This is a genomic window from Methylobacillus draconifructus, from assembly GCF_045984355.1.
Lineage (GTDB): Bacteria > Pseudomonadota > Gammaproteobacteria > Burkholderiales > Methylophilaceae > Methylobacillus > Methylobacillus flagellatus_A.
On the sequence record NZ_JBJQII010000001.1, the window covers coordinates 48,956 to 60,851 of the forward strand.

At 58.7% G+C, this 11,896-nt stretch carries 11 protein-coding genes; 3 read left to right on the forward strand and 8 right to left on the reverse strand.

Annotated features, from left to right (window positions below):
• Positions 1-34: 34 nt before the first annotated feature.
• A complete protein-coding gene (aroC, locus tag ACJSDX_RS00255) occupies positions 35-1,120 on the reverse strand; it encodes a chorismate synthase (RefSeq protein ID WP_407992984.1) in 1,086 nt (361 codons plus the stop codon).
• 72 nt (positions 1,121-1,192) lie between these two features.
• On the reverse strand, positions 1,193-1,723 hold the full coding sequence (locus tag ACJSDX_RS00260) for an rRNA large subunit pseudouridine synthase E (RefSeq protein ID WP_407992985.1): 531 nt from the start codon (positions 1,721-1,723) through the stop codon (positions 1,193-1,195).
• A gap of 58 nt (positions 1,724-1,781) precedes the next feature.
• Between ACJSDX_RS00260 and icd the strand changes: the two genes are divergently transcribed.
• Positions 1,782-3,023 carry an NADP-dependent isocitrate dehydrogenase gene (gene icd, locus ACJSDX_RS00265; protein ID WP_407992986.1) on the forward strand — a complete coding sequence of 414 codons (1,242 nt, stop codon included), beginning with the start codon at positions 1,782-1,784 and terminating at the stop codon, positions 3,021-3,023.
• Between the two features lie 99 nt (positions 3,024-3,122).
• Here the strand turns inward: icd and ACJSDX_RS00270 are convergent, their stop codons facing one another.
• Positions 3,123-3,326, reverse strand: coding sequence for a cold-shock protein (locus ACJSDX_RS00270; RefSeq protein WP_011480361.1), 204 nt, complete (start codon positions 3,324-3,326; stop codon positions 3,123-3,125).
• Between the two features lie 301 nt (positions 3,327-3,627).
• On the opposite strand from ACJSDX_RS00270, the gene pilB reads away from it, so the two are divergent.
• Positions 3,628-5,340: a type IV-A pilus assembly ATPase PilB gene (pilB, locus tag ACJSDX_RS00275; protein ID WP_309566349.1), complete on the forward strand. Its 1,713-nt coding sequence runs from the start codon at positions 3,628-3,630 to the stop codon at positions 5,338-5,340.
• Between the two features lie 16 nt (positions 5,341-5,356).
• Positions 5,357-6,565 carry a type II secretion system F family protein gene (locus ACJSDX_RS00280; RefSeq protein WP_407992987.1) on the forward strand — a complete coding sequence of 403 codons (1,209 nt, stop codon included), beginning with the start codon at positions 5,357-5,359 and terminating at the stop codon, positions 6,563-6,565.
• Positions 6,566-6,697: 132 nt separating this feature from the next.
• Here ACJSDX_RS00280 and ACJSDX_RS00285 read toward each other — a convergent pair whose 3' ends face one another.
• From ACJSDX_RS00285 to murU, 5 genes are read right to left on the reverse strand one after another with little or no spacing between them, the layout of a single operon-like run.
• Positions 6,698-7,426: a DsbC family protein gene (locus tag ACJSDX_RS00285; protein ID WP_407992988.1), complete on the reverse strand. Its 729-nt coding sequence runs from the start codon at positions 7,424-7,426 to the stop codon at positions 6,698-6,700.
• Positions 7,427-7,455: 29 nt separating this feature from the next.
• Complete coding sequence (locus tag ACJSDX_RS00290) at positions 7,456-8,631, reverse strand: FAD-dependent monooxygenase (protein ID WP_407992989.1); 1,176 nt, start codon at positions 8,629-8,631, stop codon at positions 7,456-7,458.
• 36 nt (positions 8,632-8,667) lie between these two features.
• On the reverse strand, positions 8,668-9,840 hold the full coding sequence (locus ACJSDX_RS00295; protein ID WP_407993542.1) for an FAD-dependent monooxygenase: 1,173 nt from the start codon (positions 9,838-9,840) through the stop codon (positions 8,668-8,670).
• A 2-nt stretch (positions 9,841-9,842) separates the two neighbouring features.
• A complete protein-coding gene (gene pepP / locus ACJSDX_RS00300; protein WP_407992990.1) occupies positions 9,843-11,162 on the reverse strand; it encodes a Xaa-Pro aminopeptidase in 1,320 nt (439 codons plus the stop codon).
• A gap of 46 nt (positions 11,163-11,208) precedes the next feature.
• Entirely contained in the window at positions 11,209-11,874 is a 666-nt protein-coding gene (gene murU / locus ACJSDX_RS00305; RefSeq protein ID WP_407993543.1) for an N-acetylmuramate alpha-1-phosphate uridylyltransferase MurU, read from the reverse strand.
• Between the last annotated feature and the right edge of the window lie 22 nt (positions 11,875-11,896).

Genomic DNA, 11,896 nt, shown 5'->3' on the forward strand with positions numbered 1-11,896 from the left:
GATACACTGCCCGCCTGCATGGTGGTGAAGACCCTCAGAGCTTGATGGTATCCACCGAGACGTCGGCATTCTGGGCGCGGTGGCGCAAGGCGTGGTCCATCAGCACCAGCGCCATCATGGCTTCCACGATAGGCGTGGCGCGCACGCCCACGCAAGGGTCATGGCGGCCCGTGGTCTGCATTTCCAGCGCCGCTCCCTGCTTGTCGATGGAATGGCGCAATTGCGGAATGCTGGAAGTCGGCTTGAACGCGACATGGGCGATGATCTCCTGCCCGCTGGAAATGCCGCCGAGTATGCCGCCAGCATGGTTGCTGGCGAATCCCTGCGGCGTCAGCTCGTCGCCATGCACCGATCCGCGCTGGGCCACACTGGCGAACCCATCGCCGATTTCCACGCCCTTGGCGGCATTGATCCCCATCATGGCATGGGCAATGTCCGCGTCCAGGCGGTCGTAGACCGGCTCGCCCCAGCCCACCGGCACGCCTTCGGCGACCACGGTGATCCTCGCCCCCACGGAGTCGCGCTCGTTGCGGATGCGGTCGAGATAGGCCTCTAGCTCTGGCAGGATGGACTCGTTCGGCGCAAAAAAGGCATTCTGGTTCACAGCATCCCATGAGCTGAAAGGAATCTGGATTTCCCCCAGTTGGCTCATATAGCCGCGGATGGTGACGCCATGGCGCTGTTTGAGCCACTTCTTGGCGATCGCGCCTGCCGCGACGCGCACCGCCGTCTCGCGCGCACTGGAGCGGCCGCCGCCGCGATAGTCGCGAATGCCGTACTTCTGCCAATAGGTGTAATCGGCATGCCCCGGACGGAAAGTCTCGGCGATCTTGCCGTAATCCTGGCTACGCTGGTCCTGGTTTCGGATCAGCAAGCCGATCGGCGTACCGGTCGTCCTGCCCTCGAAGACGCCGGACAATATCTCGACGGCATCCGGCTCCTTGCGCTGGGTGACATGACGCGAAGTGCCCGGCTTGCGGCGATCCAGCTCCTGCTGGATATCCTCTGCCGACAGTTCCAGCCCCGGCGGGCAGCCATCGATGACGCCGCCGATGGCGGGGCCGTGCGATTCGCCAAAAGAAGTCAGGGTAAACAGGGTGCCTATGCTATTGCCGGACATGGATGGTATCTACTATGGTGTATACGGATAAGAACCGGAGTTTAACATATCCGGCCATATGATTTGGGCCGGCTAGAGCCGCCTCCACTCCCCGGGCGCGATACCGTCTAGCGTATGTTGCCCCACGGCATGGCGCACCAGGCGCAATGTGGGGAACCCCGCCTTGGCGGTCATCCGGCGCACCTGGCGGTTCTTGCCCTCGCTGATGATCATCTCCAGCCATGCGGTCGGGATGGCCTTGCGTTCGCGGATCGGCGGATTTCTTGGCCATAACCCGGCAGGCTCCTCTATCCGCCTGACTTTCGCAGGCTGGGTAACGAAGTCGCCCAGGTCCACCCCATGCCGCAGCGGCTCCAATGCCTCATCCGTGGGATCGCCCTCGACCTGCACCCAGTAAGTTTTGAATTCTTTGTGCCTGGGATGCGATATGCGGTGTTGAAGTCGCCCATCATCGGTTAGAATAAGCAGACCTTCACTGTCGGTATCAAGCCGCCCAGCGGCATAAACCCCTGGCACAGCAATATAATCCTTCAATGTCTTGTGCTTTTCATGGGGACTGAACTGGCAAATTACACCGTAGGGCTTATTGAATAAAATCAGCATCTTGGTCTCATGGAATGATTGCGCCCGTATCTCTAGCGTTTGAATAGGATAGTTCTGAATGTCTACAAAAATCAAAGTACCCACCACCGGCGAGAAGATCAGCGTTAACGCGGACAACACGCTCAATGTTCCCGATCGCCCGATTATCCCATTTATCGAAGGCGACGGTATCGGCGTCGACATCACCCCGCCCATGCGCCATGTCGTCGACAGCGCCGTCGCCAAGGCCTATGGCGGCAAGCGCGCCATCGCCTGGATGGAAGTGTATGCCGGCGAAAAAGCCGTGAAGACCTATGGCGACAACACTTGGTTGCCGGATGAAACGCTCAAGGCCGTCAAGGATTATGTCATTTCCATCAAAGGCCCCTTGACCACGCCAGTCGGCGGCGGCATCCGCTCGCTCAACGTGACCTTGCGCCAAGAGCTGGACCTGTACGTCTGTTTGCGCCCCATCCAGTATTTCCAGGGCGTGCCCAGCCCGGTCAAGCATCCTGAAAAGACCGACATGGTGATTTTCCGCGAGAATACCGAAGACATTTATGCCGGTATCGAGTGGGCTGCCGGCACCGACGAGGTGAAGAAGGTGGTGGACTTCCTCAGCGACATGGGCGTGCGCAAGAAGATCCGCTTCCCGGAAGCTTCCGCCATCGGCATCAAGCCGGTTTCGATCGACGGCAGCAAGCGCCTGGTGCGCAAGGCGATCCAGTATGCCATCGACAACAACCGCAAGTCCGTGACCATTGCCCACAAGGGCAACATCATGAAGTTCACCGAGGGCGGATTCAAGAACTGGGGCTACGAAGTCGCCAAGGAAGAGTTCGGCGCGGTCGAGATCGACGGCGGACCATGGTGCAAGCTGCCCAACGGCATCCTCATCAAGGATTGCATCGCCGATGCGTTCCTGCAGGAAATCCTGTTGCACCCTGCGGACTACGACGTAGTGGCCACCCTGAACCTGAACGGCGACTATATTTCAGATGCGCTCGCGGCCCAGGTAGGCGGCATCGGGATTGCTCCTGGCGCCAATATCTCCGATACCGTCGCCATGTTCGAGGCTACCCACGGCACGGCTCCCAAGATCGCGGGCAAGGATATCGCCAACCCCAGCTCGCTGATCTTGTCGGCGGAAATGATGCTGCGCCACCTGGGATGGATCGAAGCCGCCGACCTGGTGATCAGCGGTGTCGCCAAGGCGATCCAGGCAAAACGCGTGACTCACGACTTCTCGTCGCAAATGGAAGGCGCCACGCAAGTGGGAAGTGCGGAATTCGGTGAGGAAATCGTCAAGCACATGTCATGACGCCGGAGCTAGCCCCGACGGGACTAGCAAAATAAAAAAGGCCGGATTTCTCCGGCCTTTTTTTATCGTGAAGACTATACAGTCATCAGCGAGCCAAGCTTAAGCCTTCTGAATATTAGAAGCCTGCTTGCCCTTAGGTCCTTCGGTAACATCGAATGATACGCGTTGACCTTCCTTCAGACTCTTGTAGCCAGCTTCTACAATTGCGGAGAAGTGTGCGAACAAATCGTCGCCACCATCGTCCGGGGTAATGAAACCAAAACCTTTGGAATCATTAAACCACTTTACGGTACCTGTTGCCATTTCAATACTTCCTTGCATATATCTAAGGGGAGGCGACCCCAAAAGTTTGTACTTCAAGAATTTAAGTCGGTAGTTGCCGGCTACAATGCACTCGAATTCCAAACGCCTGTTGCGTTTTTACGTGGGTTATTGGAATAAGTCAAGCGCTTTTTAGACGATAATTGTTATTTTTCTCATAACCATGCCGTTATATTCAGCGTACCATGCACAAAGCTCCCCAGCACTTTACAAAAAAAATGCCAGCATGCATCATCATTGGGGACTCCGCGTTAATCAAGGATAAAGATTGGCTTGAAGATCAATGGCTGCTGTCACCGTACCTAACAAACTGGGCGGACTCGCTCGTGTATTGATTCATCAAAAACTGTTGAGCGAGGATGAAGCCATTACTATCCAAACCGCCGCCAACAACAAGCAAATTTCATTCATCAGCCAGCTTCTGCAATCGCGCAGGTTCACCGCATTGCAAATCGCCCAGGCGTCCTCCCATGCGTTCGGCTATCCATTGCTGGACCTCAACACGCTGAACCCTGACTTCCTGCCCGGCAAGGGCATCAGCCCTCAGCTCATGCAGAGCTACCGCGCCATTACGCTATACAATCGCGGCAACAATATGTTTGTCGGCTTATCCGATCCCACCAACCTGCATATGCTGGACGAGGTCCAGTTCCAGACCGGCAAGACACTGGTACCGGTCATTGTCGAAGACGACAAGCTGGGAAAATGGATAGACAAGCTGGTGGAAGCAAGCGATACCACCATGCAGTCGCTGATCAGCGAGGACGATTTCGGCCTGGAAGCAGAAGAAAAGGACAGCGAGCCAGAGCAAGCGATAGAGATTGAAGACGCCCCTATCGTCAAATATATCCAGAAAATCCTGCTCGACGCGATCAATATGGGCGCATCAGACCTGCATTTCGAGCCCTATGAAAAGTTCTACCGCATCCGCTACCGCGTCGACGGCATCCTGCGCGAGATCGCCCAGCCGCCCCTCGCGATCAAGGAGAAGCTGGCGTCGCGCATCAAGGTGATCTCCAACCTCGACATCTCGGAAAAACGCGTCCCCCAGGACGGCCGCATGAAACTGGTGCTGTCCAAGACGCGCACTATCGACTTCCGCGTCAGCACGCTGCCGTTGATCAATGGCGAAAAGATCGTGATGCGTATCCTCGACCCCAGCAGCGCCCAGCTCGGAATCGATGCGCTAGGCTACGAGCCCGACCAAAAAGAGGCTTTGCTCCATGCGGTTACCCGGCCCTACGGCCTGGTGTTGGTCACCGGGCCGACCGGGTCGGGGAAAACGGTTTCGCTGTATACCTGCCTGAACATTCTCAACGAACCCGGCGTGAATATCTCCACTGCGGAAGACCCTGCGGAAATCCCGCTGGCCGGCATCAACCAGGTCAACGTCAACGACAAGCAGGGCCTCACGTTTGCAGCAGCCCTGAAATCCTTCCTGCGCCAGGACCCCGACATCATCATGATCGGGGAAATCCGCGACCTGGAAACCGCCGACATGGCGATCAAGGCGGCGTCCACCGGCCATATGGTGCTTTCCACCCTGCATACCAACGACGCCCCTTCGACATTGACCCGCTTGGTCAATATGGGCGTCGCCCCCTTCAATATTGCTTCTGCCGTGTCGTTAATAACAGCACAACGCCTGGCGCGCAAACTGTGTCCCCATTGCAGGGTGCCTGCCGACATTCCGCGCGAAGCCTTGCTGGACATCGGTTTCAAAGAGGAAGACCTGGACGGCAGCTGGCAGCCTTATGCGGCAAATGCAGAGGGATGCGAGCACTGCAACCAGGGCTACAAGGGCCGGGTGGGGATTTACCAGGTAATGCCGGTATCCGAAGAGATGAGCCGCATCATCATGAAAAACGGCACATCGCACGACATTGCAGACCAGGCGCAGCGGGAAGGTGTGCGCGACTTGCGGCAGTCCGGCCTGCTCAAGGTCAAGCAGGGCCTCACCTCGCTGGAAGAAATTGAAGCTGTCACCAACGAATAAAACGATATAGGAAGCCATGGCTGCCAAGGAAACCAAGGAAGTCACGTACGCCTGGGAGGGTACGGACAGGAAAGGCAAGCGCGTCAAGGGGGAGATGAAAGCCAGCGGTGAGGCGTTCGTCAAGGCCACGCTGCGCCGCCAGGGCGTCAACGTCGTCAAGGTCACCAAACAGCGTTTCAAGACCGGCGGCAAGATTACGGACAAGGATGTGACCTTGTTCACCCGCCAGCTCGCCACCATGATGAAGGCCGGCGTTCCACTGCTACAGGCGTTCGATATCGTCGGCAAAGGACATAGCAACCCCGCGGTGAGCAAGCTGCTCGGCGACATCAAGGCCGACGTGGAAACCGGCAGCAGCCTGAGCCAGGCGTTCCGAAAATACCCATTGTATTTCGACAACCTGTTCTGCAACCTCGTGGGGGCAGGCGAACAGGCCGGCATCCTGGATTCGCTGCTGGACCGGCTTGCCACCTACAAGGAAAAGATCCTCGCGATCAAGGGCAAGATCAAGTCCGCGCTGTTCTACCCTGTCTCCATCATCGTGGTGGCATTCGTGATCACCGCCGTCATCATGATTTTCGTGATTCCCGCGTTCAAGGAGCTGTTCAGCAGTTTCGGCGCCGACCTGCCCGCCCCCACCGTGATGGTGATGGCGATCTCCGACTTTTTCGTCGATTACTGGTGGGCCATCTTCGGGTCGATTGGCGGCGCGCTCTGGTTCTTCTTCTACACCTGGAAGCGTTCGGAGAAGATGCAGTCGAGCATGGACAGGCTGCTGCTCAAGCTGCCCATTTTCGGCGAGGTGATCCGCAAGGCCACAATCGCGCGCTTCTCACGCACCTTGTCCACCATGTTCGCCGCCGGCGTCCCGCTGGTCGAGGCGTTGGACTCGGTTGCAGGCGCTTCAGGCAACCGGGTTTATTACGATGCTACCAAGAAGGTGCAAAGCGAGATCAGCACAGGCGCCAGCCTGACCGTGGCGATGCAGAACACCGAGGTGTTCCCCAACATGGTGCTGCAAATGGTGGCCATCGGCGAGGAATCCGGCGCCCTGGACTCGATGCTGGGCAAGGTGGCCGACTTTTACGAAGGGGAAGTGGATGACGCCGTGGAAGCACTCTCCAGCCTGATGGAGCCTATCATCATGGTCGTGCTCGGCACCCTGATCGGCGGCTTGGTCATCGCCATGTACCTGCCGATATTCAAGATGGGCCAGGTGGTCTAAGAGCCCTGTAACGCAGAGCAGGCATGTTTGAAGCCATGCGTACCCCATGAAAAGATCGTGAACAGGCACCAAGCAACGCTACAAAACCAAAAGGGAGCAAAAGCTCCCTTTTTTATTGGGCAAACAAGCCTTTTACTTTTTAGCGCCGGAGGCTGCTGCGGTCATGGCCTTCTCGATATCCTTGGCCGGATATGCGCCCAGCATGCGCTTGCCGTCCGCAAAAATCAGGGTGGGCGTGCTGGTCACGTTAATCTTGCGGCCCAGCTCCGCCAATTTTTCGATCGGGGTATCGCAAGTTCCTTGCGCCTTGGGCAATTGCCCATTCAATATCCAGTCGTTCCACGCCTTGGCACGGTCTGGCGCGCACCAGATGGCGCGCGACTTGTTGGCGGCATCGGGATGCAGTTGCTCCAGCGGGAACAGGAAGGTATAGATCGTCACGTCGTTGATGTTGCTGAGTTCCTTTTGCTCGAGGCGCTTGCAGTAAGGGCAATCAGGATCGGAAAACACCACCAGTTTGCGGCTGCCGTTGCCCTTGACCACCTTGACGGCCTGGTCCAGCGGCAGGGAGGCAAAATCGACCTTGGTCAGTTCATCCATGCGCTCGCCGGTGATATCGCGCTTGGTCTTGGGCTCGACCAACCGCCCCTCGGCGATTAGGAAGCTGAACTTGTCATCGGTATAGATAATCTGGCCATCGAGAAAGACCTCATACAACCCGGCATAAGGCGTCTTCACCACGCTATCTATCTTGACCTTGGGATAGGTCGCCTCTATCGTTTTCTTCAGGCTGGCTTCATCCGCCCAGGCATGCGCCGCGATGAACGAGGCCGCCAATATTGCAATCCACTTCTTAGACATAAGCTAAATTCTTTCCCTGTGATTCAAAATCAAATAACCGCATGCTGCATCAATTGCTTTTTTAACGCCGGCATGCGGTTCAAGCATTGCATACCCCCATTGCGCAACATCCTGAGCCAGGGCGCGGGATGTGCATACAAACTGCTCAGCCCATGCGTCAACAAGCGCATGGACATCATATCGACCTTGCGTGCCCGCTCGTAACGGCGTAGCGCAAATATGTCACCCGGCTGGCGCCTGCCTGAAACCGCTTCGGCCAGCGCCTGCAAGTCGCGGAAACCCAGGTTCACTCCCTGCCCCGCCAATGGATGGACCTGATGCGCCGCATCCCCCACCAAAGCCAGGCCGGGCTTGACCAGGCTGCTTGTTTCCTGCATTGCCAGCGGGAAAGCCTGCGCCGGGGTAACCAACGTCAATTGCCCCAGGCGATGATGCCCGGCGGCGGCCACCTCTTGCGCCAGTGTATCAGCATCCAGCGCCATCAAGGCCTGCGCCCTGGCATTATCCACCGACCAGACGATGGAAATATGCTGTTGCGGCAACGGCAGCCAGGCGAGTACATCGTTGCCGCGGAACCATTGGCATGCTTGCGACTGGTGCGGCCGCTCGCATGCAAAATTGGCCACGACGCCCATCTGGGCATAATCATGCCGCTTCACCGTGATATCCGCCTGTCCGCGCAGCCAGGAAGAAGACCCGTCGGCCCCGACCAGCAACGCGGCAGTATAGGTTTCGCCGTTGGCTGCATGCAGCGCGACATAATCCGTATTCCAGGCAACCTGTTCGATGCCGGCCTCGTCGATCAACGGCACTTCCAGGCTGCCAAGCCTGGCAAGCAAGGCCTGCTGCAGGCGGTTGCCCTCGACAATCACGCTCAGGTTCGCCAGGCCGGCGGCATAGGCGTCCAGTTCCAGCGCAGCGCCGTCGTCGCTCCATATCTGCATGCTGTCCACCGCACAAAAGCGGCCGGCGTCCAGCATTTGCCAAACGCCTAATCGCTCCAGCCAGGCGACATTGCCAGGACTCACGGCATAAATCCGGCTGTCCCACTCGGCCAACTTAGTCCCGGCTGGTTCGGCTCCGGCCTTGCCTCGCTCAAGCAGGGCCACGCGATACCCTTGCAGCTTGAGCGCTACCGCCGCCGCGACGCCGACCAGGCCGGCGCCCAGCACCATGATGTCAAACTCATGTTTCAAATTTGCCATGCCAGCATTTTTTCCATGTTAACGCTGTTTGCCATGCTAACCCTTGGGCCCGAAGCTCATCTTGCTGACCAGGTGCTGCTTGACCAACGGCACCATGTCCAGCAGGCCCAATCCCAGAGAGCGGATCTTGCGTAAGCCGACGATATCGTTGGAGAACACATTGACGAGAAAGTCGGTGAACAGCAAACCGCCGCGGGTATCCGCCTTGCGGCTCGCCTGGTAGGCCTGCATCATCCCGTCCATGCCCCATTCGTCAAGCGGCGTTTGCGCCAGCAATTGCGCCAGCTCCCAGGCATCCCGCATGCCGACGTTGAACCCCTGCCCGGCGACCGGGTGCATGGTCTGGGCCGCATTGCCGATCACCGCAAGATGCGGCGCCGTGACGGGCTTGAGGTAGGACAGCTTGAGCGGGAAGCTGAGACGTTTGCCCACAGTGAGGAAGCGCCCGACCCGGTCGCCGAAATGGGTATGCAAGGCTTCCAGAAAGGCAACGTCATCCAGCGCCAGGAGCGCTTGCACTTCCTCCGCCTTGCCAGTCCAGACCAGGGAGAAATCCCGGTCGCCATTCGGCAGCAATGCCACCGGCCCGGCCGGCGTGAAGCGCTCGTAGGCAATGTTGTCATGAGGCAGCTCGCACGAGACCTTGCTCACCAGCGCATCATGCCCGTAATGCTTGGTTTCACGCTCCAGGCCAGGAATGTCCGCCAAACTGCGTCCGCCATCAGCCAGCACCGCCATCCTGCTTTTACTGGAATATGTTTGCGCCTGGTATCGGTATTCAACCTGCGCCGCTTCACGGTTCGGCCGGATGGCAAGCGCCTCTGCCTCGTAGTGCACCTGGATGCCGGGAAACTGCTGGATTGCCCCATCCAATGCGGCAGAAAGGTCTCCGTAAGAAAGCACGTAGCCCAGCGCTGGCTGGCCGTGATCCTCGGCCTTGAGCAGGCTGCGCCCAAGGCTGCCGCGTTGTGACACATGAATAGTATCGATGGCCGTCGCCTTGGGCTTGAGCCCGGCCCACAAGCCAAGGCGTTCAAGAATCAGGATGCTGCCATAGGATAATGCCAAGGCGCGCTGGTCATGGTGTGCGGCCCCGCAGGCGCGCGCCTCTAGCACGGTCGCATCGATGCCCTTGCATTGCAGGGCCAGAGCCAGGGTGGCCCCGACCGGACCGCCCCCCACGATCAACAGGTCGTGTTCCGCCGCCATGCTCATGATGCCGCCATCCAGTCTTCGATTTCCTGCACCGTTTTCGGCGCAGCTGCCGTGGTGATTTCATGGCCGTCTGCGGTAACGACCGCATTGTCCTCGATGCGGATGCCGATATTCCAGAAATGCTCCGGCACGTTCTCCGCCGGCCGGATGTAGCAGCCCGGCTCCACCGTCAGCGCCATGCCCGGCTGCAATGGGCGCCAGGCGCCGTCCGCCTGCTTGTACTCTCCCGCATCATGCACGTCTAGGCCGAGCCAATGGCCCGTGCGGTGCATATAGAAGCGCCGGTAATCGCCCGACTCCAGCACGCCGTCCAATGATCCCTGGCACAAACCGAAATCGATCAGGCCCTGCACCAATACATTCAGTGCGGCCTCATGCGGCGCATTCCAGTGCCGGCCGGGCCTGACTTGCGCAATCGCCGCCTCCTGGGCGGCCAGCACCAGCTCATAAACATCCTTTTGCACGGCGCTGAACTTGCCGTTCACGGGAAAGGTGCGCGTAATGTCGGCGGCATATCCCTCCAATTCGCATCCGGCATCGATCAACAGCAGGTCGCCATCCTCGAGCTTGTTCTTGTTGGTGACGTAATGCAGCACGCAGGCATTGCCGCCGCCGGCCACGATGGAGGTATAGGCGGGGGCACGGCTGCCATGCCGGTAGAATTCATGGAGTATCTCCGCCTCGACTTCGTACTCCATCATGCCCGGCCTAGCCTTCTGCATGGCGCGCTTATGCGCATCCACCGTGATTTTTGCGGCCTTGCGCATCAGTTCCAGCTCATAAGGAGACTTGATCAAGCGCATGTCGTCCAGCAGGCGGCGCACATCGACAATCGCAGCAGGAGCGGCAATGCCGCTGCGCGCCTGGCTGGCAAGGTGCTTCAGCCAGCCGCCGAGCCTCTGATCCCAGGCCGGGTCGGCGCCAAGCGCAAAAAACAGCTGCGGCTGGTTGGCAAGATATTCGCCCACGCGCTGGTCGAGCTCGCTGATGCTGTATGCCTCGTCGAACCCGAAGACCTCGCGCGCGCCTGAAGGGCCGTGACGGAATCCATCCCAGATTTCACGCTCGATGTCCTTGTCGCGGCAGAACAGGATGCTTTTGGGAGCTTCACCGGCAACGAGCAATACGACGGATTCAGGTTCTTCAAACCCGGTCAGGTAATAGAAATAACTGTCGAAGCGGTAGGGATAATGGCTATCGCGGTTACGAACCACCTCGGCTGCAGTGGGAATAACCGCCACGCCATGAACCATCTTCTGCATCAGCGCCTGTCTGCGCGCCTTGAATTCTTCGATTTTCACTGTTTCAACTGGCACGATGACAAGTGCGCTCCATAAGGCTCGTGATTAATGATGATGGCGTTCATGCCTGCTGGCGCAGCTGCTGGTCTAAGCTTTGCAGCCGCTCCGGCGTGCCGATGTCGTGCCAGACGCCCTGATGGTGGAAAGCTGCAGCCTGGTCTCGCATGATGGCTTCCTTCAGCAAGGGAGCCAGTTTGGCGACATCGCCCCGCACTACGCCCTTGAACAAGGCAGGGTCATAAACGGCCACGCCCGAGAAAGTCAGCCGGTTGCGGCCGTCCACCAGCAGTTTGCCGTCGTCCAGCGCAAAATCGCCATTTGCATGCTGCGGCGGATTGTCCACCAGGGCGAGGTACGCCAGATGGCCGGGACGCAAACCATCGCGCAACTGCGCGAAATCAATATCGCAGAACACGTCGCCGTTGACCACGAGAAACGGTTCGTCCCCGAGCAAGGGCAGCGCGTTGGCAATGCCGCCTGCCGTTTCCAGCGCGACCTGCTCGGGAGAGTAAGAAATGGACAAGCCCCAATGCGTCCCATCCCCCAAAGCGCTTTCTATTTGCTGCCCCAGGTGCGCATGGTTGATGACGACATCCTTGAAACCCGCCTCTGCCAAGCGCTCCAGGTGCCAGACAATGAGCGGCTTGCCTCCGACCTGCAGCAGGGGTTTGGGCGTCGTGTCGGTCAGCGGCCGCATGCGTTCGCCACGGCCTGCGGCAAGAATCATGGCTTTCAAGACGGTATGGTCT

What these genes read in the sequence shown, in the direction of transcription:
- aroC (WP_407992984.1), bottom strand. Translation starts at nt 1,120, where the DNA reads ATGTCCGGCAATAGCATAGGCACCCTGTTTACCCTGACTTCTTTTGGC.
- ACJSDX_RS00260 (WP_407992985.1), bottom strand. Translation starts at nt 1,723, where the DNA reads ATGCTGATTTTATTCAATAAGCCCTACGGTGTAATTTGCCAGTTCAGT.
- icd (WP_407992986.1), top strand. Translation starts at nt 1,782, where the DNA reads ATGTCTACAAAAATCAAAGTACCCACCACCGGCGAGAAGATCAGCGTT.
- ACJSDX_RS00270 (WP_011480361.1), bottom strand. Translation starts at nt 3,326, where the DNA reads ATGGCAACAGGTACCGTAAAGTGGTTTAATGATTCCAAAGGTTTTGGT.
- pilB (WP_309566349.1), top strand. Translation starts at nt 3,628, where the DNA reads ATGGCTGCTGTCACCGTACCTAACAAACTGGGCGGACTCGCTCGTGTA.
- ACJSDX_RS00280 (WP_407992987.1), top strand. Translation starts at nt 5,357, where the DNA reads ATGGCTGCCAAGGAAACCAAGGAAGTCACGTACGCCTGGGAGGGTACG.
- ACJSDX_RS00285 (WP_407992988.1), bottom strand. Translation starts at nt 7,426, where the DNA reads ATGTCTAAGAAGTGGATTGCAATATTGGCGGCCTCGTTCATCGCGGCG.
- ACJSDX_RS00290 (WP_407992989.1), bottom strand. Translation starts at nt 8,631, where the DNA reads ATGGCAAATTTGAAACATGAGTTTGACATCATGGTGCTGGGCGCCGGC.
- ACJSDX_RS00295 (WP_407993542.1), bottom strand. Translation starts at nt 9,840, where the DNA reads ATGGCGGCGGAACACGACCTGTTGATCGTGGGGGGCGGTCCGGTCGGG.
- murU (WP_407993543.1), bottom strand. Translation starts at nt 11,874, where the DNA reads ATGATTCTTGCCGCAGGCCGTGGCGAACGCATGCGGCCGCTGACCGAC.